The organism is Flavobacterium sp. GNP008 (assembly GCF_056428965.1).
On sequence record NZ_JBWJVL010000003.1, the window covers coordinates 252,874 to 277,632 of the forward strand.

Consider the following 24,759-nt stretch of genomic DNA (forward strand, 5'->3'; position numbering starts at 1 on the left):
TGTTTACTATATTTTCTAGACTGTAATAGATCTTGCGAGTTGGGACGGGTTGTAATCATTCTTACTATGACATGCTTAATCAAATTATCACGTTGTGAATTTTTGTTTTTAAAAAGCATATTAATAATAAAACCCACTAGAAATTCATTAAATTTGTAGTTCTTGGTTTTTAAAAACGATAAACCATAAACTTTAAACCTAAATTTTTTAATGTCGAGTATAATTCAATTACTTCCTGATCACGTTGCCAATCAAATTGCTGCAGGAGAAGTGGTGCAAAGACCTGCCTCCGTTGTCAAAGAATTGCTTGAAAATGCAGTAGATGCTAGGGCAACAGATATTAAATTAATTATCAAAGATGCTGGGAAAGCTTTGGTACATGTAATCGATAATGGTTTAGGAATGAGTGTTACGGATGCCCGCTTGTGTTTTGAACGTCATGCCACCTCTAAAATTCGTAAAGCGGAAGATTTATTCTCCTTGCATACTAAAGGATTTCGGGGTGAAGCATTGGCTTCTATTGCCGCGATAGCTCATGTAGAAATGAAAACTAAGCAGGATCAGCAGGAACTCGGAAATCATATAATTATTGAAGGAAGTAAGTTTGTGTCGCAAGCCGTAGCTGTTTTACCTAAAGGTACTTCATTTGCAGTGAAAAACTTATTTTTTAATATTCCGGCGCGACGTAATTTTCTGAAATCAGATACGGTGGAATATCGTCATATTATCGATGAATTTCAACGTGTGGCTTTGGCTCATCCAAAAATACATTTTACGTTTTATCACAATGGTAGTGAAATGTTCAATTTGCCACCATCTACTTTACGACAACGAATTGTTACTATTTTCTCAGGTAAAACGAATGAGAAATTAGTCCCGGTTCAGGAAGAAACCGAAATAGTAGCGATTCAAGGATTTGTTAGCAAACCTGAATTTGCCAAAAAAAATCGTGGAGAACAGTTTTTCTTTGTTAATGATCGTTTTATAAAAAGCGGTTATTTACATCATGCGGTTATGGCAGCGTATGATGGAATCTTGAAAGATGGTGCGCAACCCAGTTATTTTCTCTATTTATCGGTGCCTCCTAATACTATTGACATCAATATTCATCCCACTAAAACGGAGATCAAGTTTGATGATGAACATGCGTTATATGCTATTTTAAGAGCTTCAATCAAGCATAGTTTGGGGCAGTTTAATGTAGCTCCGATTTTAGATTTTGAACGGGATTCGAATTTGGATACACCCTACCATTATAAAGATTTAGAAGGAGCCACACCGACTATTCAGGTTGATGGAAATTTTAATCCTTTCTCTGATGATAAACCCAATAAGCATTTTTTGAATTATAAGAAACCAGAATCAACCGCTAATTGGGAGAGTCTATATGTAGGGTTGAAACAAGATACGGATGAAATTGGGCAGGTTTTTTTTGAAAATGAAGAGGTGACTTCCTCTTTATTTAATGACGAAGAGGTTGAGCATTCCGTTCATAAAACCTATCAAATTCATAAGAAATACATTGTCTCATCGATCAAATCAGGAATGGTAATTGTCGATCAGCAGCGGGCGCATCAACGTGTTTTATATGAACAATTTTTGATAAACATGACAGTGCAGCAAGCGTCGAGCCAACAGCTGTTGTTCCCGTTGAACTTGTTTTTTTCATCTGTCGAAATGGAGCTCATCGCTGAATTGCAACTTTCCCTTAGGAACACCGGATTTGTTTTTGAAGAAAATAATGCAGACCATATTGTTATTTCAGGAATTCCAGTCAATAGTACCGAAAGTGAAGTTTCATTGGTTTTAGAACAATTATTGAGCGACTTACAGGATGGGATACCAGAAAGTAGTTTCAGTCAAAACGACACCATTGCTAAATCAATGGCCAAAAGTTTAGCGGTAAAAACAGGAACACACCTTACCGAAAAAGAACAGGAAAATTTGGTGAATGGACTTTTTGCCTGTAAAGATCCCAATGTTTCCCCATTTCAAAAACCCACTTTCATCACCATGCGTGTAGAAGATTTAGATAAAAAATTTGCAATATGAGAACCGTAACTGAAACAGTAAAACAATTAATTATTATCAATGTATTGTTTTTTGTAGGAACACTTATTATAAAAGAACCAGCCTATAAAATACTGGCTTTGTATTTCCCTGAGAACCCTGATTTTCAATTGTGGCAACCAGTAACACACATGTTTATGCATGGTGGCTTTATGCATATTTTTTTCAATATGTTTGCCTTGTATTCTTTTGGATCAGCATTAGAACAAATATGGGGTAGTAAAAAATTCTTATTTTTCTATATTTCTTGTGGATTAGGCGCTGCTTTGTTGCACACCGGTGTCAATTATTACTATTTTCAAGAGAGTTTGAATACTTTAATCGCTAATGGATTTCCCAAACAAGAAGTTTTACAAGTTTTAAACGAAGGGAAAATTAATACGAGATGGCAGGAAATTCTATCTGTTTCTGATTTTCAGAATTTTACAAGTGCCTACATGGGAACTGCAGTAGGTGCTTCGGGAGCTATTTATGGAACGATTGTGGCATTTGCTTTTATGTTTCCCAATGCTGAATTGGCTTTGATGTTTATTCCTGTGCCGATAAAAGCCAAATATTTTGTTCCCGGTTTAGTATTAATTGATTTGTACCTGGGGATTTCTGGAAAGTCTATTTTTGGAGGTGGCGGAATAGCTCATTTTGCACACGTTGGGGGTGCTTTGTTTGGTTTTATTATCATGTGGTACTGGAAGAAAAATCAGTTTAATAAAAATCGTTGGAATTAAAACTGTAACTCTTTAAAGTAGTTGTAGCCAAATTACAGATTTTAAATTATAATTAAAGTATGAATATAATTGATGACGTGAAAGTACAATACAAGATCGGAGGCATCGTGACTCAGCTAATCTTTTGGAATGTAGCTTTATTTGTTCTTCCATGGTTGTTTTTTGCACTTTTATCCGTGTTGGGTGTCAACATTGATTACATTCATTATGTGAGTTTGTCATCTAATCCGGCACATTTGCTTTGGAAACCGTGGTCATTGCTTTCATATGCTTTTTTTCATGGTGGAATTATGCATATTATTTTTAATATGATTGTTCTGAACTTTTCAGGCAGGTTGTTTATGACATTTTTTACCGCTAAGCAATTGTTAGGTTTGTACATATTGAGTGCCATTTTTGCAGGAATTAGTTATATGCTGGTATTTTATGTTTTAAATATTAGTGCTCCAATTGTGGGAGCATCTGCAGCGATTATGGCTATTTTAGTTGCAACTACTACCTATTATCCTCTAATGGATCTTCGATTACTGATTATTGGAAATGTCAAGTTATGGCATATAACTGCCGTAATTATTATTATTGATTTAATGCAATTGCGTTCCGAAAATATGGGCGGGCATATTTCTCATCTTGCTGGAGCTTTATTCGGTTTTATTTTTATTAAATTGCTTAAAAACGGAACTGATTTAAGTATTATAATTTCTCGGATTTTTGATTTTTTTGTTAATCTATTCAAAAAAAATAAAACAACACCATTTAGAAAAATACACAAAAATTATAGTAAACCAGTTGAAAAAACGACGTCTCGAATAATTGCAAAAGACAAATCACAACAACAAATTGATGAAATTTTAGATAAAATTAGTCAGTCCGGTTATGATAGCCTTACGAAACAAGAAAAAGAATTTTTATTTAAAGTAGGGAAGTAAGTTGAGAATCAGTTTGTGTTTTGTCAAAATCAAAAATGTATAAAATGAAAAATCTTTCATGGTTTAATAAAGGGATGTTTTTTTTTAATATACTCCTTACTTTTTTAACTTTTATTGCTTATGTTTTGCCTTTCTTGGCGCCAAAGTCATTTCCTTTCTTATCAGTTTTGACACTTTTCATGCCGCTTTTCTTTGTTTTTAATGCCTTGTTTTTTTTATATTGGACACTACAGTTCAAAAAACAACTAATGGTTTCGGGTTTGGTGTTATTAATAGGAATTACATTTATAAATAAATTTTATAAGTTTTCGTCTCCTAAGTTTTCTAAAGAAGAGAAAGATTTTACCGTAATGAGTTATAATGTACGTTTGTTAAATGTATTTAAATGGATCGATAGAGATGATGTACCTTCAGATATTCTCGATTTTGTTAACGAAAAAAATCCAGATATACTGTGTATGCAAGAGTATTCTTCTTCAGCTAATATTGATTTAAAGATATATCCGCATCGGTATATTTTTACTGATGGAAACCAAATTAAAACCGGTCAGGCAATTTTTTCTAAATTTCCAATCATTAATCAAGGAAATATTATTTTTCCTAATTCCAGTAATAATGTAGTTTTTGCAGATATAAAGAAAGGGAAAGATATTATCAGAGTGTACAATATGCATTTGCAGTCTATAAAAATCTCTCCAGATGTTAATGAGATAGATGAAAATATCGATGCTATCAATCAGCAGAAATCACAAATGCTTTTCATCAGAATTAGTAAAGCTTTTAAGCAACAACAGCAACAAGCGGAGCTGTTTAAAGAGCATAAAATGAAATGTACTTATCCGATCATAATTTGTGGGGATATGAACAACAGTGCGTTTTCCTATGTGTATAGAAGTATTAAAGGGAATATGAAAGATAGTTTTGAAGAGGCCGGTACTGGTTTTGGAGAAACCTATAAATTTAGGTATTATCCTGCTCGAATTGATTACATTTTTGCGGATGAAAAAATGACGGTTAAAAAATTCGAACATTTTTCCAGTTTTGTAAACTCCGATCATTTTCCTATCATGGCAAGATTGACGTACGAGTAAAAATCGATTGCTTTATACGAGAATCAATTTTTGTGCTCGCAGGTAATCTAATGCATATTTACCTTCATTAAACAACACATCCAGAACGCTAAGATTATTGATAAAACCATGTTTATCATCAAAAACCTGGATGTAATTTTCAAATTTAGAAAGGTCTTTTTTTCCGTTTACCAGATTTCTGAAGTCGGAGGTCGCAGTTGGTTCTATTTCATGAAAATATTCGGTGGTAGTTTTGTAATCGATTTTCATTCGAAGACATTTCGATAAAATTGTTAATGCTTCAAAATTTAGGTCCAACAAAAAGGTGTATTTTTTTTCAAAAATTGGTCGTATATCGTCTTCGAAAAACTCAAAAAAAGGAGAGCTTCTATAAGCAGCTTCCAGTGATTTGAAATGTTGTTTTTGCCAGTCAAATTCGGTTTCAATTCTAATGTTTTTCGTTTTCTGATGGCTTTCTTTTGAATGTTTTACCGGAATATTTAATAGTTGAATCCCATTGGGACTATAAATATAAGCACGATTGCGATTGGTTTGTTTTTGGAAATTATCTTCTATTTCAAAGGTAATACTATCTGCCTGTGCCATAGCTGCGAAATGGCTTATCGATGGAAAATAGGTGGGATGGAGGAGAATATTCATATTGTCTAAAGTTTTTAAAGTCATAAAGTCCAAAGTCATAAAGCTGGATTAAATAGCAACTTTATGACTTTAGACCTTGAAACTTTTGACTAATTTTTTGCCTCTTTTCTTTTTTTCCAAAAATATTCTCCAACGAAGAAAATTACTAGTCCAAGAAGAAATAATTTGAAATACGATTGAGGTTGACCTTCTCCACTAACTGTGGTGAAAACTCTGTTCCATCTTACTTTATTTATTCCTTTGCCATTTGGATCTATACTCAACCATATAAAAATAGGTTTTCCAACGATATGATTTTCAGGAACAAATCCCCAATAACGACTGTCTTCAGAGTTGTGACGGTTGTCACCCATCATCCAATAATAGTTTTGCTTGAAAGTGTAAGTAACTGCAACCTTACCATTTATTCTAATTTCTGAACCGTTTACTTTTAAATCATTATTTTCATAATCAGTAATAATTGCTTTGTAAAACGGTAATGTTTCGGTAGTTAAACCAACCGTTTTTCCTTGTTCTGGAATGTAAATGGGACCGTAATTATCCCGGTTCCATTTGTTGATGTGTGGGAAGACCCCGTTGTCAGTATCTCTGGAAATTTGTCTGATAACAGCAGTAATACCTGGTGTGTTTTTTAATCGTTCCGCTCCTGCTTCGGTTAAGGCACTCATGAAAATCGTATCTCTTTTTGTCTGATCCATAAAGCCAGCAGGATCCGTTATATCTAGATCTTTAAATAAAGATTCAAAATCGATAGGAGTTTTTTCATCTACAGCTACTTTATATGAAAATTGCGGTTTGGCACGCTCTGGTAATTGCAACAATTTACCATTTATATACACAATGCCGTCTTTTATAGATAAATTATCTCCAGGAATCCCAACGCATCTTTTTACGTAATTCGATTTTTTGTCCACGGGTTTATAAGCACGTCTTTTTGAAGTATCGAAAAATTTATAAACGGTATCTACCGGCCAGTTAAAAACGACTATATCTGTGCGATCTATATTTTGAATTCCGGGTAATCGCATATAAGGCAATTGTGGCCAGATCAGATATGATTTGCTTTTTGTCAAAGGAATAGAGTCATGGACCATGGGCAATGCTATAGTGGTCATGGGTACTCGGGCTCCATAATTCATTTTGCTTACAAATAAAAAGTCACCTACCAATAATGATTTTTCTAATGAAGAAGTAGGAATAGTATATGGCTGAATTAAATAGGTATGCACTATTGTAGCTACAACAACTGCAAAAAGTAACGAACTAATAGTATCTGCCGTTTTGCTGTTAGGGCTTAAACTTCTATCCGCTATATAATTTAATTTTTGGGTATAATTAACGTAATAAATGTAAAACCCAAGGGTTATTAGTACTAAAAAAGTATCTAATCTAGATCGCTGTCCAAAACTTCGCAATGTTTCTACCCAGATGACCGGAAAGATAATCAAATTGATAATTGGAATAAACAATAGTATAGTCCACCACGTAGGACGACCTATTATTTTCATCAAAACAATTGCGTTGTAAACGGGAACAGCAGCTTCCCAGCGTTTTCTGCCGGCACTTTCATATAATTTCCAGGTTCCTAAAAAGTGAACTAGTTGTAAAAGCAGAAAGAATATAAACCATTGGTATGTAGACATAATATGTTTATTTTTTGATCAGTTATTTGTTTAGTAGGAATTAGAAAGTGGCATGATTTCTATAAATCTATTTGTTTAATTTGAAAGTTCTAATACATCTTTCATTGTAAAAATCCCTCGTTTTCCAGCAATCCATTCTGCAGCAATGATAGCGCCAAGGGCAAAACCTTCCCGGTTGTGTGCAGTATGTTTAATTTCTATGGCATCTACAGATGAATTATACGTTACGCTATGTGTACCAGGAACAGTTCCAATTCTTTTGGCTTCAATGTGAATTTGCGTAGTTAATTTAGAATCGCTCGTGTGGTGAGCTTCCGGTTTTTCTAGTGTCCAGTTGGTGTACGAACTGTTTTCTATAATACCTCTTGCCAATGAAATGGCAGTACCACTAGGAGCATCGAGTTTTTGAGTATGATGAATTTCTTCCATTTCTACTTTGTAATTGTCAAATTTTGACATGATTTTCGCCAAATATTCATTGACTTCAAAGAATATATTTACACCTAAACTAAAGTTAGAACTGGAGATTAATGCTCCTTTTTTTTCATTGCAAAGAGCCACCATTTCATCATAAGAGTCCAACCATCCTGTTGTTCCAGAAATTACGGGTACATTGGCATGGAAACAACTTGAAATATTACTGACAGCAGCAGTTGGAACACTGAAATCTATTGCGACATCAGCTGTTGAAAGGCCCTCAAAAGTGTTGTTTTTATCTTTTCTCAAAACGATTTCATGACCTCTTTCTAGTGCAATTTTTTCAATTACCTGACCCATTTTACCGTATCCTAAAAGCGCAATTTTCATTTGTTTATTTTTTAAATTTTGAATAATTAACAATTCCTGCCAGCAAAAGACCTATTAAAATTCCAGCAATGAATCCAGAAAAAAAATTATTCATTCGAATAGGATCCAGCACTTTAATTGCGGAATAATTTACTAAAGTGACTAACAACAAAACGGTCGTGATGATAAAAAAATATTTCTTCCCAATCTTATTAAGTAATGACATAATGAGCTGTTTTGTATTTAAGCTTCTAGAAACTATAATTAAATGTTAGTCCTACATTCGTCTTTAATGTTACATCGTTTGGATAAAGAACCGGTCTTACCGATAAGTTTTCATCTACATTAAATTGGATTAATGCTGCATCTACATTTGCATCTAGTATATTTAATGCATAAAAAGCAAGTGTAACCAAAGCGGATAAATCACGATTGCGTTGGTAGAATTTTTGTCCAGCGATTAATCGATTGTTATCGAGAAATGCTAAGTCATCTGTAACATAACCTTCTAACCGACTTTTATAAGCATCTCTGTATTGATGGTATTTCCTATTGTTATCAATATAAAAATAAATGCTAGTTCCTAATGCTCCGTATACGAGGGGTATTTTCCAGTATTTTTTATTGTAAGCCTGACCTAAACCTGGTAATACAGCCGAATAAAAAGCGGCTTTTGCCGGAGTCAGAGGATCTATATCATTTGATTTCAAAGTGTCTTTGGCGATTAACACCGCAGCTGTTTCTGCTTGTGCAAAAACAGTTGTGTTGCTTACCATAAAAAGGAATAGCCCGATGAAAAGGATTTTAGTCACTATTCGTTTATTAATTTAACAATTCTGTTGAAATCTTCTTCTGAGTGGAATGGAATTGTAATTTTTCCTTTACCATTTCCAGCTACTTTTACATCAACTTTAGTCCCAAAATAATTTGTAAAGGTGCTTTTTTGAGAATCGGCAATTTCAAATGAAGTTGTTTTTGGTTTTCCTGCAGGTTTTGGTTTTAAACTTTCCTGATAATTTTTGACTAGCGCTTCGGTATCGCGTACGGATAAATTTTGACTTACAATTTTCTGATAGATATCCGTTTGTATGTCTTGGTCTTCAATATTGATTATGGCGCGACCATGCCCCATACTGATGAAGCCATCACGAATTCCAGTTTGGATTATCGGATCTAATTTCAAAAGTCGCAAGTAATTAGCAATCGTAGAGCGTTTCTTTCCTACACGTTCGCTCATTTGCTCCTGAGTCAATTGAATTTCATCAATTAAACGTTGGTAGGAAAGTGCAATCTCAATTGGATCTAAATCATGGCGTTGGATATTTTCCACCAAAGCCATAACTAAGGACTCATTGTCATTTGCAATGCGTATGTAAGCAGGAACTGTCTTCAAACCAACAAGAGTGGATGCACGAAGACGACGCTCACCTGAGATTAATTGGTATTTATTGAAATCTAATTTACGGACAGTAATAGGTTGAATTACCCCTAATTCTTTGATAGAAGTTGCTAATTCTCTCAATGATTCTTCATTGAAATTGCTCCTGGGCTGAAATGGATTTATTTCGATTGCCTCAATTTCAAGCTCAATAATATTTCCTACCACTTTATCGGCATTTTTATCAGCAACGGATTTTATGTCGTTTTCCGGATCTTTTAATAATGCAGATAATCCTCTTCCTAATGCTTGTTTTTTAAGTGCTTTTGCCATAAAACTATTTACTGTTTTTCTTTATAACTTCTTGAGCTAGATGCAAGTAATTGGTAGCTCCTTTGCTTGTTGCATCGTAATTTATGATGCTTTCGCCAAAACTTGGCGCTTCACTCAATTTTACATTTCTCTGAATAATAGTTTCAAAAACCATGTCGTTAAAATGTTTCTGAACCTCTTCCACCACTTGGTTTGATAGACGTAAACGGGAATCAAACATGGTCAATAATAATCCTTCGATGTCTAAATCTGGATTGTGAATTTTTTGGATGCTTTTTATAGTATTTAGCAGCTTCCCCAAGCCTTCCAGTGCAAAATATTCACATTGAATAGGAATAATGACTGAGTCAGCAGCGGTCAATGCATTTAAGGTAAGTAATCCGAGTGATGGGGCACAATCAATTATAATATAATCATACTCATCTTTGACACTTTCCAGTGCTTTTTTAAGCATATACTCCCTGTTTTCTTTATCGACTAACTCGATTTCAATAGCAACAAGATCAATATGCGATGGAATTACGTCCACATTTATGGCCGAACATTTTATTATAGCTTCTTTTGGGGTATTGCTATGTTCTAGAATTTGATATGTTCCTATTTCAACAGATTCAACATCAATTCCCAATCCTGATGATGCATTTGCTTGTGGATCAGCATCAATAAGCAACACTTTCTTTTCTAAAACTCCTAATGAAGCAGCAAGATTAACTGATGTTGTAGTCTTTCCTACTCCTCCTTTTTGATTAGCAATCGCGATGATTTTGCCCATTTATTTTTCTAAATTTTGAACCGTAAAAATACAATTATTTATGGTTTCTAAAAATCTATTTTGTTAACATTCGTTAAAGCTTGATTCCTTGCCTTTTGACAGATTTTCATTTTAACACCGGTATGCTTTTCTTTAACCCTTTTTGCAATTCGTTTCATTCTCAGTATTTCAGGTATTGAACACAATCTTTTTCTTTAGTCTATAAATTGATTTGCTTTTGATAACCTGTGCATCTAGAAAAAACAGACTAGCGAGTCTATAATTAACTGTAAGGTAAGCTGATAGAGCGTAAGATTATGAGTTGTATTTTACTGATGCGATCAAAGAGATATAATAAAGGTATCCTGTAGGCTTTAACTAAACTGAAATCGTTATGTTTACATAAGCAAGTGTTAAAGACACAAAAAATGAGGCTTTAGTTATAAAAGTCAGATTTATTTTCTTTTTCAAGTGTTACTTCCAAGGGGAATGCTTATCAGTAAAAAGGAGTTTGCGGGTTAATTTCAACAATGAGATTTTATGAAATAAATATTCCAATTTCTTAATAATATTTAAAACAGAACTGAAGTATTAAGGTCAGTTATTGGAAACTAATTTTTAAGTTTTGAAAGAGAGTTCTTTATTAAATATCTATAGAATCAATGTTTTTAGTAATTAATTTGACAAAATAGTGAGCAAGATGAAAATTGGATTAGTAGGATTTGGAAAAACAGGTAGAGCCGTAGCTTCGGTAATACTTCAAAATAAAGAATTTTCTCTGGAATGGGTGTTGCGTAAAAGTACACTTTTAGAACACCGATCTGTGTCTGAATTCTTAGGTCTGGATGCTAAGGAGGCTGGTTTAATTTATTCGACTTCCAGTATTTCTATGAAAGAACTTTTAGATACACATTCGGTGGATCTTATAATTGATTTTTCTTCAGAACAAGGCATATACACCTATGGATTATTAGCCGCTGAGCGAGAGATTAAAATTCTTTCAGCTATCTCGCATTATAAACCTAAAGAAATAAAGGTACTTCATGAATTGGCACAAAAAACCACTGTTTTTTGGTCTCCAAATATTACTTTAGGGGTTAATTTTTTACTTTTTGCGGCTAAATTTTTAAAAAAAATAGCCCCTTGGGTAGATATTGAAATCAATGAAGAGCATTTTAAACTAAAAGAAGGGACTTCAGGAACTGCAATAAAAATTGCCGAGGCTTTAGATGTTGAGAAAGAAAATATAAATTCAGTTAGGGCAGGAGGAATTGTGGGAAAGCACGAAATAATTTTTGGATTTCCATTTCAAACCGTTCGACTCATACATGAATCTATTTCTAGAGAAGCATTTGGGAGTGGCGTTATTTTTGTTGCTGAAAATTTAAAAAATAAGAATAAAGGATTTTATAATTTTGAAGATATTTTACAACCTTATTTTACAGCTTAGATTGAATACTCAAAGACAATTTAAGATTCGTATTAAGGTTTTTAGATTGCGATTATAAAATATTTCACATAAAAAAAGCTGAACCATACAGTTCAGCTTTTGTCGGGGTGGCAGGATTCGAACCTGCGGCCTCCTGCTCCCAAAGCAGGCGCGATAACCGAGCTACGCTACACCCCGTAATTCTGCTGCAAAGATAGAATTATTTTTTATTTGAGCAAATCAAAAATAGAAATAGGAGAATATTATTTCGGGATAGGTAAAAATGATGTTTTTTTAGTCAAAATTTTTATTAAAAAACTACATTTGCACTATCAAAAAAATATAACAAATCGTACTATGTCTGATACTATCGAAAAAATTAAATGTCTTATTATCGGTTCTGGTCCAGCAGGATATACTGCAGCAATTTATGCCGCCAGAGCAAATATGAATCCTGTTTTATACCAAGGGATGCAGCCTGGAGGCCAGCTGACTACAACTAATGAAGTAGAAAATTGGCCTGGAAATCCTGAAGGGATAACTGGTCCAGAAATGATGGTGGGGTTGCAAGCGCAAGCACAACGTTTTGGTACTGATGTACGTGATGGTTGGGCTACCAAGGTAGATTTTTCAGGGGATATTCATAAAGTTTGGATTAATGGTACTAAAGAATTGCATTGCGAAACCGTAATTATTTCGACGGGAGCAACTGCTAAATATTTAGGATTACCATCAGAGCAACACTACTTAAAAATAGGTGGTGGCGTTTCAGCATGTGCCGTTTGTGATGGTTTTTTCTATAGAAATCAAGAAGTGGTAATCGTGGGAGCTGGAGATTCTGCTTGTGAAGAGGCTCATTACCTGTCTAAACTTTGTAAAAAAGTAACAATGTTGGTGCGTAGTGAAAAATTCAGAGCGTCAAAAATTATGGAGGAACGCGTTCGTAAAACAGAGAATATTATGATATTAATGAATCACGATACTGTAGAAGTTTTAGGAGACGAACAAGTGGTAACAGGCGTAAAAGCTTTGAATAAAACTACCAATGAAGTTTTTGATATCGAAGCTACTGGTTTCTTTGTTGCTATTGGGCACAAACCCAATACAGATATTTTCAAAGACTACATCACATTAAATGAAACAGGATATATCATCAATATTCCCGGAACTTCAAAAACAAATGTTGATGGCGTTTTTGTAGCAGGTGATGCAGCGGATCATGTGTATCGTCAAGCAATTACTGCCGCAGGAACAGGTTGTATGGCCGCGCTTGATGCTGAACGATACTTAGCGGCTAAAGAATAAGTAGAATCTGGAAGTTTCAATATAAAAAAGTCCCAATTTGTAAAAATTGGGACTTTTTCTTTAGGAGTATTTGAAGGCTACTTTTTTTTTGGTTCTGACTTCCATTTGGAGAGGATTTTCTATTTCAATCTTTTGCTTAATTTTGCTTCATCGGCAAATTTTCGTATTTCTATTTTTGGGGAACCTAAAAGTTGGATTTCAGATCTCTCACCCGCATCAATAATTACCGCTGTTTCGGTAAATAAACTACACTTTGTATCACTTTCGGTTGTTATATCAGCATTTTTTGTGGTAAACTTACTTCCGATAAATGAGGCATTGTTGTCCAGCCGAATTGAAGTATTAGCGGCATTCCCTTCTAGATTAGCATTTGATTTTTGATACATATCCACTTTCAAATCAATAGTGGTTATTAATGCCTTAAGAGATGAATTTTCACTTAACTCGATAGTGGTGTTTTCGGATTTTAGATTGAGTTCTATTTTCGATTTTTCGTCAGCTTGTAGTAAGAAATTCGTCGCATTTACATTCAAAAATAATTGAGAAGCATCATGGGCTTTAACTGTAATAGTATTTAATAAAAGTTCCTGTATTGCAGTAACAGTTGATTCATTTTTTGCAGTAATTAGATTTAAATCATTGGTGTATGTTACCCTTACTACCATTTTTTTATAATTGATGGCTTGTTTAGTGGTATAAATGCGCAATATATGATCGCTTAAATCCAAAGAAACAATACTTTGCAGGTTTTCATCCGTTTCAATTTTTAGTTCTGCTTTTTCTCCTCTTTCTAAATGTACCTCGATATTGTCTTCAACTAGTAATGCCGCAAAATTTCCAATTTCTCTTTGCTCAACAGTGACTGTTTTTGATCCTTTTATTTTTTCTTTTTTCTGTGCCAAGAGTACTGTGGTTGATAAAAAGAATAGGAGTATAAAAGTATATTTTTTCATAATGATTTGGATTAGAGTCTTTACAAATATAAAAAAATCATCCACTTATGATGGATGATTTTTTAAATTTCAAAAAAAATGTTTCTTATTCTCGATTGATACTTCCTCCAGAATTAGTGTTTTTCTGAATTGTTTTTGGCTGTATATCGTAATTAATGTTTCCTCCGCTCGATGCCTCTGCAATTAAACTAACAATAGGATGAACATTTATCGTAGCTCCACTAGAAACATCTGCAGTTACTTCATTGGCCAATAAATACTCTGCTTTGATTTCACTTCCGCTTGATGCACTAGTTTTAATCTGTAATGCTTTTCCATTGACAGTGATACTGCTACCGCTGCTACTATCACAGGTAATGTTATCGGACTCAATATTAATGTCCATCGAGGCAGCACTCGATGTATTTAGTTTGATATGTTCCCCTTTTAATATATTGTTGCTTGTAATTGTTGAACCGCTTGTAGCTTCTAATTCATGAATAACAGGCATTTTTACGGTTACTTTTTTTGATTTCATGTTGGTAAACGAATTTTTATCACAAGAAATTATAAGAGTTCCATTTTTAACTGTGGTACTGATGTGTTTTTGTAAATTATCATCAGCTTCAACCACTATTTCAGTTTTATCTGATTGCTCAATAACAAGATCTATGGCATTATTGACTTCTATACTTTTGAAATCACCGTCAACAACGCGTCTCTCCGTGGTTACATTGCCGCTTCCTTCTATTGAATTTAAATTAATAGAATGGTTGCATGATGCTAACAACAAAGCGGTTAATACAACCAGAATAAATTTAGTAATTAATGTGATGATTTTTAACATGATTAATTCGTTTTAATGATTATCCCGTCTTTATTTATTTTTAATCCTTTATTCCTTCCATTCGATTTTACAGAGTCTTTCTGAATAGAGACTCCATCGTTATTAATAGTAACAGTTACATCAGTACTATCGTTTAGGGTGTCGCTATTTACATCATTATATTCGTTTTCATCAGCGGGACAATTTAAACATTTTATTTGAGAATTTTCAACTTTGTAAATGTAATTATCTGAACTGTAGTGTAAATTGAAGTATTCGTCATCTGATCGGTCGTAGTTTTGTACACTTGAATCAGCTTTTAGTAACAATCCTTCTGGTGCAAATAATGTTATTTCTATTTCTTGATCTCTATATTTATTTTTTAAATCGCTCAGTAAATAATTATCTAAAATTAGTTGATTGCCCTTTATTGTATAACTGTATTTAATTTGTTCTGCTCTTCGTTTGGCTTCAGATAACGATTTTCCTTTTGCTTCTTTTTCAATTTGAATGTAAGGTAGTTTCTCATCCGTCTTTTCTATTCTAAAACTAACTTGATTGGAATAAATAACATCATTTCCAGTAGAATCCTGAGTTACCATAAAATCATTACGATCTTCAACATTTTTAGCAAAATAATCATTGTGTTTAAATTTGATAAAAAGAGTGTCATTTGGATTCAAACTAATAGTTTCTTTTTTAACCACTCTTCCATCTACAGCAAATGCACTAGCTTGTTTTATTCCTATTGCAATTGCTAATGAAACGGCAATTAGCCAAAGTGCAAAAAGTGTATATTTTGCAATATTTCCAATAGATTTCATATTAGGAGCTAAAAGTTTAAAACCTAATAATGCTAGAAAAAAGAATGGGATGCCAACGGCAAAGAACATTAAAAGTCCAAAAGCCCATATTGGATAATCTGTAAAATTCCCTGCTTCTATAAAACCTTGCCATGGAAAATCAATAAAAGCACCTGAGCCTAGGGTAAAAATTCCAATTAAAAGGAAAAATAGTACAGTTACTCCCCCAAGTATTAAAAGTACTCCTAAGAACTTTGCAAAAATCTTGAAAATTGTCATGATAAAGTCTCCAAAAGAACTTCCGATTTTTCCTGCACCTGTTTTTATTTGGGTACCATATTTATCATAATCGGCATTTTTTATCTTATCCGAAACATTTTCAAATTCCTCCCGTACTTTTTTTTCAATGTTGGAGATCGTAACCGGTTCTCCCGTCATTTCTAATTTCTCAGTAGTCGTTATGGCTTCTGGAGTTACAATCCAAAGAATGATATAGGCTACTATTCCTGTTCCAAATCCAGCAAAAACTAATAAAATAAGTACAATTCTGATCCATACGGCATCAATCCCAAAGTAATGACCCAAGCCTGATGAAACACCACCAATCATTCCTTTTTCTTTATCACGGTATAATTTTTTTGTTCTTCTGGTTGTGTTGCTGCTGTAGGTATTTGTTCCTTTCAACTCATCTTCAATGATGTAATCTTCTGGTTGTCCCATTACTGCAATCACTTCATCTACATCTTTCAAACCAATAACATATTTATCCGTTTTTTGCTTTTCGTTCAACAATTCTGAAACACGCATTTCGATATCTTTTATGATCTCATCATGTCCAGATGAATTGGATAAAGAACGTTTTATAGCGTCAAAATAGCGTGTCAATTTTTGGTATGCATCTTCATCTATGTGAAAGAACATTCCGCCTAGGTTTATATTTACAGTTTTGTTCATGACTATTGTTTTTGGTTGGTTATTAGGTTTACGGCATCCGACAATTCTGTCCAAGTACCATTTAATTCATTTAAAAAAGTTTGTCCAATTTCTGTCAGGCCGTAATATTTTCTTGGTGGTCCTGAAGTTGATTCTTCCCAACGGTAGTTGAGTAATCCATCATTCTTTAAGCGCGTTAGCAGTGGATAAATGGTTCCTTCTACAACTAATAATTTTGCGTTTTTCAATGTGTCTAATATTTCCGATGTGTAGGCATCTTTTTCTTTTAAAACGGATAAGATGCAAAACTCGAGAACACCTTTACGCATCTGGGCTTTTGTGTTTTCAATGTTCATAATTTCTTTTTTTTGATTTTGTGTTGATTAAACTGTTCATTTTTTGATTGATGATGATTATTGATGAATCCTTTTTGAGCAAGAATGCAATCGCTCTCTATTAGGCATTTTTTTGGAGCTTATTCCTGCTTTCCATTTCAATCTTTTTATTTTTAAAGAAAAAATAAAAAAGGATTTCTATTGTAATCAGGGCTATTGGGGTAGCTTTATTTAGTACGGTTGCTGTCTCTAATCTAGTATTGCTGTTGTTATTTTATAAAAGGAATCGTAATCGGATACGTGTATTTTTCTCCGTTTGATGTTTTGATGGAAGCATAAATAATCAAAAAGAATTCAGCCACTTTCAAAAGTCCAAAAATTAACACACTAATTATTCCAACGGTTAATATTCCAATATTATCCCCAAAATTAAAATTTGAAAATGTGAATTCATGATCATTTACGAGTGTGTCAAAGGGAATGTTTTTAAACACAGAAATGATAAAGGAAGGAATTGCAATCATTAGTAATACTAAAGAGTACAATAATAAACTTAATTGAAAATTCAGTACTTGTTTTCCGTGGTGATCCACAAATTCTGATTCTTCTTTTTTAGAAGTCCAAAGAATTATTGGAAAAATATAATTTCCAAAAGGGATAAAATATTGAGTTAATGTACTCAAATGGGTAAAAGTAGCGACGTTTTTTTCAGTAGTTGTTTCCATGATTAAAAGTATATAGTAATTTCTTATGCAAATATATATCTAAAAGACAGTATCTTGTTACGCATAGTACCAAATATTAACACAATATTAACAAATTAATTTTATATGTATGCATACTATTTTTTTGTATTTTAGCAAAAAACCTAAGGTTAATGAACCAACAAGGTTTTAAAATCCCAATAATAATGAAGGATAACGCCGCTATTTTCCTTTAAAAATCAGCTACTTATGAAACTTACCACATCTAAACTTAACAAATTTTTATTTTTCAAATTACCTTCGGCATTTATCTGTGGTGTACGTGTTAAAACCATAGATGAAAACAAATGTGTGGTAGCTGTAAAACACCGTTGGATCAACCAAAATCCATTTAATTCCATGTATTTTGCTGTTCAAGCAATGGCAGCAGAGCTTTCTACAGGAGCTTTGGTAATGTTTCAAATTCAAAGTAGTGGAAGAAAAATCTCTATGTTGGTGGCGAACAATAAAGGAAATTTCACTAAAAAAGCGACTGGTATAATTACGTTTACTTGTAATGATGGCCATTTAATAGAAAAGGCAATTCACGAAACCATTACCACTGGCGCAGGACAAACATTTTGGATGAAATCAATAGGAATAGATGAAAAAGGAATACAAGTTTCCGAAATGGACTTTGAATGGAGTGTGAGGGTCAAATAAAAATACCCTTTATTTCTATCTAATACAGGTTCGAATAAAAAACGCCTCTAAATTTAGAGGCGTTTTGTAGTATATATTTAAATAAAAATGGTTTAAATTAACATTTTTTTCCACTTGTTTTAGCCATAGTGGCGTCACATTTTTTTCCTTCACCCTTGCATTTTGCTTTACATTTTTCAAGTTCTGCTGCAGTCATTCCTTTTGAATTGGAGTCTTTTTTTGCACAACAAGCTTCTTTTGTTGTTTTTTCTTTAGCGACAGTTTTCACTTCTTGTGCACTAAGATTTACGCTAAGGAATGCAAATGCTACAAATGTTAGTATTCTTCTCATTTTATAAATTTTAATATTGGTTTCTTTTTAATTGGGATAACATTCAAATATAAATAATATTTTCACTCAATTTCAATATTCATAGCACTATTTAATTGTATTTAATTATTTTTAGAAATAAAGGATTATTTAATAATTATTTTTTTGCTGAGAACTCCAGTCGAGGTTTTTAGTTTTACTATATATACTCCAGAACTCATTTTTTTGAGGGGAAGTTGAATGTCCTGTTGGTCTTGATTTTTTAAATCCCAACTGGCTACAGCTTGTCCAAGAATATTGAATAAAGTAATTTCCTGAAGTGTCGTATCTACTATTTTGTTGTTAATCATTAGCGCATCCCTATTTTGGGAATGCAGAATTATAATGTCGTTACCACTATTGATTTTTTCACTTACTCCTAGTGTTTTATCTTTGAAACGCAATGAAAAACGGGTATGAAACTCTCCTTTTGGAATATTAATTTCAAAAATTTGATTCCTGATATTATGATATATTTTAGTTTCGTCATCATATATAAAAATGGGTTGATTGGATTCAAAATTTTCTAAATCGTCAATTAAAAATTTCACTAGTCCTTCACGATCTGTTTTTATGCCAATAGGGTAGGAGGATTCCAGATCAAAATATCCTTCGCCTTGTATTACCAGCTGATCAGATCCGTTTAAGAAATACATATCATTTGGGTAATTATCCAGAATAAAACCGTCATAGCCGTAATCAACCGCGCTAGTGGCTTTTTCTTGCATAAATGCCAACAAAACTTGTCGATGGAAATTAGTGCTAGAATTGAATCCCAAACGAATTCTTTTTAAGGTGTCTTTTTGTACGAGATCACTGTTATTAGTATTCCATGTGTTTTTGTCTTTGCCTTTAGGTTTAATTTTGAAAAGAGTATTTGATGTTGCATCAGTTTCTCTCTGAAATGCACGTTGACTATTTTTAAAAATAACTGTTCCGCCACCACCTGTTTTTCCATACACAAAGAAACCCTGTCCTACTGGAATATGTTGCTTTGGAATTTTATTGCTTAATCCTACACCACTAATCATTCCAGGGACAACAGGCGGTAATCCACCAGATAAATTAAGCACAGCATACCCTCCCAAATATTCTTTTAAAACATGTGAATTGTTGTTTGAGGAATGCTCCCAGAAATAGATGGTCCCGTCCAGACCATTATCCTGAATTCTATCAACGGAGTTAAGGTTATCATTTATAAAAGCATATGCATCTATTGCTGATGGATATGGATTTCCGGTGAGTAATAATTGATCAGCGCTTACCGTATTAGTGAGTATAGTTCCATTATTTGGTTTCCCTATGAAGGTGTAATTTTGAGTTCCAGAGAGCGCTCCGCTTCCTTTTAAGGTAAACCCTTGACCTACCCGTAATGCACTTGTTTCATTTATTTGAATCCAATTTGCGTAAGCGCTGGCATTATTATCAAATTTATAAAGCCAATAGCGCGCCATGCTCACGGGACTTGTTGGGGCACCGTTGTATCCACTAACCCAAGTTATACTTGCTGGGGTTGCAGGATTAGTCCCATCTCTAAATACCCCATTTACGGTATAATTAGTGTTATTGGCTGCAGTATTGATAGGACTTACCGGTGCACTCCAATAATTGTAATTGTACAAGTTGGATTGCCCTTGTTGATCTCTTTCTATATAACCCGCACTGGTTACATCTAAATCACTTTCAGTAGTTTGCACTAATTGCGCCATTCCTGTTAGATCTATAATACCATCTAATTTTAGATACCAGTCATTTTGTAATTTGGTATTGTTATTCATTACGATTTTTTTTCCGGAATCTACCACCATGCCCAAATCAATGTTATTGGCCGTTTCGGTAATATCATGTTGCACCTTTACAATAGACCAGTCATTCTCCATGGTGTCATTTCCTCGGATTTCTTTTGAAGGGCTATTGACTGCTGTTGCAAAACTACCAGTTCGTTCCGTTAAAAAAGGCAATGGAGCTTGTTGAAGATAAATGTTTTTATGATTGTAGATTTTTGTTCCGCTGACATCAATTGTAGGAGTTGTCAAATCATCAATGATATCATCTTTATAGTTGTCCATTCTGTAATAACGAAGCAGATTGGCAAAAGGCAAGGAAGCAGGAGATGTAGCAATGTTTTTAGGAACTATTGTGCCTCCAACTTCTGATCCAGTATCCTGAATTTCCTGATAAACCATTCTTTGCAACTGAGAATCAGTTAGGGCAACATTAAAAACACGTATTTCATCTATTTTGCCTTTAAAATATTTAGTATTTGCAACTGGATTTTTTCCTAAAGTGAGAACTGAAGGATCTGATGCGATGGTTCCGCTTGTTGCTTGTGTGGCCACTAAAGTTCCGTTTAAATACAGTTTCAAATTAGTGCCATCATACACAGTACCTACATTATACCATTGGGAAGTATTGAGCGCTGTAGCAAAAGTTACAGTAGCACCATTTACAACCGCTTCTAGTTTTTTAGCAGCAGTGACGCGGATTTGAAATTTATCCTGGCCCACAATAACTCCTTCTGTTGAAAAAGCAGCATTCAAATTAATCCATGCCATTAAGGAAGCATTGGTCAAACCACCCAGAATTGAAGTGCTTTGGCCATAATCATTTCGGCCGTCAAAATCAAGAAGTAATTTGGTGTGTAAATCCCTTGGAGAGCCAAAATAAGCAGTATTAGTATCAAAAGCATCTAAAATTCCATCTTTATCGATATCAGTTGTCCCGTCAATAATACCATCGTTATTAGTATCTAAAGTTTTATAATCATAAATTAACAGAGTATTGGCGATATCAAATGTCAGATCGTTAGATTTTACATCAATATAATTAGGAATCCCATCATTATCGGTATCTAAAAGATAATTTAAGAAAGGAGCAATTGTACTTCCCTGTCCTAAATTCCCTAATTGATTGATTCCTGTTCCATAATCATAAATATCTAATATTCCGTCACCAAAAAGTTCGTTGATTCCGTTTCCATCTGTATCTTTAACTCTAAAAGTTTCCGTATCTAATCCATTTCCGGTTCCATCACCATTACTATCCCCATCGCCGTTGACAAAACCCGGAAGTGCATTTGAATTTCCTGCTCCCGATTCATCTACATCAAAAACGCTATCATTATCACTGTCTAAATCCAAATAATTGGGAGTTCCATCACCATCAGAATCAAGAGTAGTTAAAGCAGCAATTGATTCGGCACTATCATGGAGTCCATTACCGTTGGCATCAACCCAAGCCATATCTATTTTGCCTTTACCATTGCTTAAATTCCCTAAACCTACTTCAATGACGTCTTCAATACCATCATTATCAGCATCCAAATCAAATACATCGGCAACACCATCATAGTCTAAATCACACAGAGTTTGTGAAATTAGAATGTCATCTAGTGCAAGGTCATTACCGCTGCCGCCAGGAGCATTATTTTTGAAACGAATAGTAAAAGCATTTACATTTCCTAAATTAACACTAGTGGTGAATTGTTTCCATACACCTTGACTGCAACTATTGTCAGTAATACTTCCTGAACATCTTCCTATATCTCCTGTATTGAAAGAGGTAATAAAATTGTTTGATAAATCATAAAATTCAACTGTGACATTGGGTAAAATAGTGTTGGGAAAAGTGGATGGCGCCAGTATATTTAATACCCAAAAACTATACGTTATTGGTAAGTTTGATAAAACGCCTGTTATAGTAGTTTCATAGAATACCCCAGGAGTGAAGCTGGCATTAAAAACTGCCATTCTTCCGTTAGTATCTCCTGTAGTATGATCTTCTCCATTATACCATGCTAAATCGCCATGTATGTTGTCAGGATCGCTTGCTGTTGTTCCAGTTATCTTACTAACAACACAATATTCCCCATCATCCAATATTTTTGAGGATTGTGAAGGACATGCAGCAGTATTAGTACCCACAATTCCATCTTCATAACAATAGGTAGTTGTTGCATTATAGGCAGCAGTAAAGTTTGAAGTTCTACCTCCTGTGCCAAAGGTTTCGTTTAGAAATTTATAATTGACTTTATTAGCACTTCTAGATGTACAATTTAGTTCTTCAGTTACATCTTTAATTCCATCATTATCATCATCAATGTCTATATTGTCCATAATTCCATCGCCATCACTGTCAAAAAAAGATTCAATACCGCTTCCTTGAATCGTAAATGTATATGGATTCTCATTTGAATCAGTATTAGATATTGAGATAACGGCTGTTTTTGTACCAACTGTAGGCGTGTTAAATGCGACTACAAATGAAGTGGTGCTTCCAGCGGCTATCGTTGTACTTGGAGGTGTTGTGATTGTGAAATTACTTGCGTTTGTTCCAGAGAAAGAAATAGTACCAATTGTCAATGCTGAACCACCTGTATTTTGAATGGTAAAAGTTCGGGTTATAGTAGAGGATGCTATTTGTGTATTTCCAAAATCACTCCAATTAGCTATATTAGGTGATGAGTTGCCATTCGAAATAGAGATGGAATTTCCTTTAATATCTATTTCTGGTTCTACCGGAGTAATTATTATTTGTCCTGTTGCACCAATACCACCATTTTGCGCACTCGTAGCTAAAAAAGCACCACCACCACCACCGCCTGGAGAATTACCATTTGAGCCTACTCCACCCATGGCTAATATTGATCCATCACCACCACTTCCACCATTTATGGGGGCTGCACCACCGTTTGGGCTGGTTCCGTTATTTCCAGGGGTATTATTTCCAGCAGATGATCCGCCACCGCCACCAAGCATCGTTGTACCATTTCCGCCATTTCCACCATTATACTTCAAATCTCCTATAGAGCCAGTTATTGCGCCACCAAGTGCACCATTTGACATGTTATTCGATACACTTTTACCTCCTTTTGCAAGAACAGTAGTATTTGTTGAAAACCAAGAATCACCACCATCAGCGGTTGTAGTACTTCCTAAACCTACTGTTACGTCATAAGTGGTTCCTGGTACTACAGTAACTACTTTTTTAGCAAAAGCACCGCCGCCGCCGCCGCCAACCCCACCTGTTGAAGTTGCTCTTCCACCTTTTCCACCGCCGCCCCAAGCTTGAATTGTTATGCTGGTTACGCCAGATGGAGCAGTATAAGTTCCTGATGTAGTATAGGTTTGCGAATGGATAAAAAAGGAAATAAAAAAAAGGCAAACTATAAAAAATAGTTTTTTATTTATTAAAATAATGTTCTTCATAATTTAATGACTGTATTTAATTATGGTTGAGGCTTTTGTTTAAAAATGACAAAAAGAAGGGTCCTAAAGGTTTTCTAATTATTCAAAATTAGATTTATTTTTCAAATTAACCTGTTTAAGTGCAAATAAAGACGATAATTAACATAATTATTTAAATAATGTAAGTTTAATTTTAATTAATACATGAAATTATTTTTAATGTATATAGTTTTAAATAAGGTTGACTAATTGATTCCCATTACTGAATATGCTTTAGTCTATTCGATTTTGTATATTGTCGATGTATATTCCATTTAGTTCTCCACCACTGCAGGTTATCTGGCTAATTTGAAATGATATTTGGTAATTCATTACATCAAACAAGTCTTTTTAGCTACCTAATCTTTGTTAGTAATAATTCCTTTCAAATGTGTTTACTTATTTCGTGAAATTTGTATGACAAAAGTGATTGATTAGGGAAGTTTAAGGGATGTATTTATTACTTAGATCGTTTGTATATCCAAAATCATATAGAAACAACAACTATTATCTGAATCATGATAATGTAAATAAAAATATTTTTTGAGGATTAAATCGTATCACTAGCTGTAAAAAGAATTAAGAAACTAAGGTGTTTTGATAAGATTTCTTATTCTAATTCCTCACTTCCGAAAATCATTATAGATAATTGAAGAATATTTTAAACATAAAAAAACCCTAACATATTGATGTTAGGGTTTTTGCTTTGGTAGCGAGACCGAGATTTGAACTCGGGACCTCAGGGTTATGAATCCTGCGCTCTAACCGACTGAGCTATCTCGCCATAAATAGGAATCTTTAACTATCCCTGAATGCGGGTGCAAATATAAAAATAATATTACAGCTTACAAGTATATTTTTAATAAAAAAA

Annotated in this window: 21 protein-coding genes and 2 tRNA genes; 7 read left to right on the forward strand and 16 right to left on the reverse strand. The window is 33.8% G+C overall.

Features of this window, described 5'->3' with window-relative positions:
- The first annotated feature begins 210 nt into the window (after positions 1-210).
- Genes mutL through AC0608_RS10580 form a run of 4 tightly spaced genes read left to right on the forward strand, consistent with a single transcriptional unit; the run spans position 211 to position 4,815 of the window.
- Positions 211-2,052 (forward strand): DNA mismatch repair endonuclease MutL, encoded by a 1,842-nt coding sequence (gene mutL / locus AC0608_RS10565; protein WP_478289032.1) that lies wholly within the window; start codon positions 211-213, stop codon positions 2,050-2,052.
- Positions 2,049-2,795, forward strand: a complete 747-nt coding sequence (locus tag AC0608_RS10570; protein WP_478289033.1) for a rhomboid family intramembrane serine protease — start codon at positions 2,049-2,051, stop codon at positions 2,793-2,795. The genes mutL and AC0608_RS10570 overlap by 4 nt, the downstream gene beginning before the upstream one ends.
- A gap of 59 nt (positions 2,796-2,854) precedes the next feature.
- Entirely contained in the window at positions 2,855-3,724 is an 870-nt protein-coding gene (locus tag AC0608_RS10575; RefSeq protein ID WP_478289034.1) for a rhomboid family intramembrane serine protease, read from the forward strand.
- Positions 3,725-3,768: 44 nt separating this feature from the next.
- Entirely contained in the window at positions 3,769-4,815 is a 1,047-nt protein-coding gene (locus AC0608_RS10580; RefSeq protein WP_478289035.1) for an endonuclease/exonuclease/phosphatase family protein, read from the forward strand.
- A 12-nt stretch (positions 4,816-4,827) separates the two neighbouring features.
- Here AC0608_RS10580 and AC0608_RS10585 read toward each other — a convergent pair whose 3' ends face one another.
- The 7 genes from AC0608_RS10585 to AC0608_RS10615 all read right to left on the reverse strand — a co-directional run bounded on the left by AC0608_RS10585 (position 4,828) and on the right by AC0608_RS10615 (position 10,366).
- Positions 4,828-5,454, reverse strand: coding sequence for a WbqC family protein (locus AC0608_RS10585; protein WP_417960677.1), 627 nt, complete (start codon positions 5,452-5,454; stop codon positions 4,828-4,830).
- Between the two features lie 89 nt (positions 5,455-5,543).
- Positions 5,544-7,097 carry a signal peptidase I gene (lepB, locus tag AC0608_RS10590; RefSeq protein WP_417960675.1) on the reverse strand — a complete coding sequence of 518 codons (1,554 nt, stop codon included), beginning with the start codon at positions 7,095-7,097 and terminating at the stop codon, positions 5,544-5,546.
- Positions 7,098-7,172: 75 nt separating this feature from the next.
- Positions 7,173-7,904 carry a 4-hydroxy-tetrahydrodipicolinate reductase gene (dapB, locus tag AC0608_RS10595; protein WP_478289036.1) on the reverse strand — a complete coding sequence of 244 codons (732 nt, stop codon included), beginning with the start codon at positions 7,902-7,904 and terminating at the stop codon, positions 7,173-7,175.
- 4 nt (positions 7,905-7,908) lie between these two features.
- Complete coding sequence (locus AC0608_RS10600) at positions 7,909-8,109, reverse strand: hypothetical protein (RefSeq protein WP_478289037.1); 201 nt, start codon at positions 8,107-8,109, stop codon at positions 7,909-7,911.
- 25 nt (positions 8,110-8,134) lie between these two features.
- A complete protein-coding gene (locus AC0608_RS10605) occupies positions 8,135-8,695 on the reverse strand; it encodes a DUF5683 domain-containing protein (RefSeq protein ID WP_478289038.1) in 561 nt (186 codons plus the stop codon).
- On the reverse strand, positions 8,695-9,594 hold the full coding sequence (locus AC0608_RS10610; protein WP_478289039.1) for a ParB/RepB/Spo0J family partition protein: 900 nt from the start codon (positions 9,592-9,594) through the stop codon (positions 8,695-8,697). The genes AC0608_RS10605 and AC0608_RS10610 overlap by 1 nt, the downstream gene beginning before the upstream one ends.
- A 4-nt stretch (positions 9,595-9,598) precedes the next feature.
- Positions 9,599-10,366, reverse strand: a complete 768-nt coding sequence (locus tag AC0608_RS10615) for a ParA family protein (protein WP_417990252.1) — start codon at positions 10,364-10,366, stop codon at positions 9,599-9,601.
- 679 nt (positions 10,367-11,045) lie between these two features.
- Here AC0608_RS10615 and AC0608_RS10620 point away from each other — a divergent pair.
- Positions 11,046-11,795: a 4-hydroxy-tetrahydrodipicolinate reductase gene (locus AC0608_RS10620; protein ID WP_478289040.1), complete on the forward strand. Its 750-nt coding sequence runs from the start codon at positions 11,046-11,048 to the stop codon at positions 11,793-11,795.
- A 102-nt stretch (positions 11,796-11,897) separates the two neighbouring features.
- On the opposite strand, the gene AC0608_RS10625 is transcribed toward AC0608_RS10620, so the two are convergent.
- Positions 11,898-11,972: transfer RNA gene (locus AC0608_RS10625), tRNA-Pro, on the reverse strand.
- Between the two features lie 159 nt (positions 11,973-12,131).
- Between AC0608_RS10625 and trxB the strand changes: the two genes are divergently transcribed.
- Positions 12,132-13,079 carry a thioredoxin-disulfide reductase gene (gene trxB, locus AC0608_RS10630; RefSeq protein ID WP_478289041.1) on the forward strand — a complete coding sequence of 316 codons (948 nt, stop codon included), beginning with the start codon at positions 12,132-12,134 and terminating at the stop codon, positions 13,077-13,079.
- Between the two features lie 119 nt (positions 13,080-13,198).
- Here trxB and AC0608_RS10635 read toward each other — a convergent pair whose 3' ends face one another.
- From AC0608_RS10635 to AC0608_RS10655, 5 genes are all read right to left on the reverse strand, one after another.
- Positions 13,199-14,032 carry a GIN domain-containing protein gene (locus tag AC0608_RS10635; protein WP_478289042.1) on the reverse strand — a complete coding sequence of 278 codons (834 nt, stop codon included), beginning with the start codon at positions 14,030-14,032 and terminating at the stop codon, positions 13,199-13,201.
- 85 nt (positions 14,033-14,117) lie between these two features.
- The gene (locus AC0608_RS10640; RefSeq protein WP_417960657.1) at positions 14,118-14,858 is read right to left on the reverse strand and encodes a head GIN domain-containing protein; all 741 of its coding nucleotides are present in this window, start codon (positions 14,856-14,858) and stop codon (positions 14,118-14,120) included.
- Between the two features lie 2 nt (positions 14,859-14,860).
- The gene (locus tag AC0608_RS10645; RefSeq protein ID WP_478289043.1) at positions 14,861-16,594 is read right to left on the reverse strand and encodes a PspC domain-containing protein; all 1,734 of its coding nucleotides are present in this window, start codon (positions 16,592-16,594) and stop codon (positions 14,861-14,863) included.
- A gap of 2 nt (positions 16,595-16,596) precedes the next feature.
- Positions 16,597-16,929, reverse strand: a complete 333-nt coding sequence (locus AC0608_RS10650; protein ID WP_091205948.1) for a PadR family transcriptional regulator — start codon at positions 16,927-16,929, stop codon at positions 16,597-16,599.
- Positions 16,930-17,177: 248 nt separating this feature from the next.
- Complete coding sequence (locus AC0608_RS10655) at positions 17,178-17,633, reverse strand: DUF4870 domain-containing protein (protein ID WP_478289044.1); 456 nt, start codon at positions 17,631-17,633, stop codon at positions 17,178-17,180.
- 228 nt (positions 17,634-17,861) lie between these two features.
- Here AC0608_RS10655 and AC0608_RS10660 point away from each other — a divergent pair, with 228 nt between their 5' ends.
- Entirely contained in the window at positions 17,862-18,314 is a 453-nt protein-coding gene (locus AC0608_RS10660; RefSeq protein WP_478289045.1) for a DUF4442 domain-containing protein, read from the forward strand.
- Positions 18,315-18,411: 97 nt separating this feature from the next.
- Here AC0608_RS10660 and AC0608_RS10665 read toward each other — a convergent pair whose 3' ends face one another.
- The 3 genes from AC0608_RS10665 to AC0608_RS10675 all read right to left on the reverse strand — a co-directional run bounded on the left by AC0608_RS10665 (position 18,412) and on the right by AC0608_RS10675 (position 24,672).
- Positions 18,412-18,645: a hypothetical protein gene (locus AC0608_RS10665; RefSeq protein ID WP_478289046.1), complete on the reverse strand. Its 234-nt coding sequence runs from the start codon at positions 18,643-18,645 to the stop codon at positions 18,412-18,414.
- Positions 18,646-18,770: 125 nt separating this feature from the next.
- Positions 18,771-23,870 (reverse strand): DUF8693 domain-containing protein, encoded by a 5,100-nt coding sequence (locus tag AC0608_RS10670; protein WP_478289047.1) that lies wholly within the window; start codon positions 23,868-23,870, stop codon positions 18,771-18,773.
- Positions 23,871-24,595: 725 nt separating this feature from the next.
- Positions 24,596-24,672, reverse strand: a tRNA-Met gene (locus AC0608_RS10675).
- Positions 24,673-24,759: the final 87 nt, after the last annotated feature.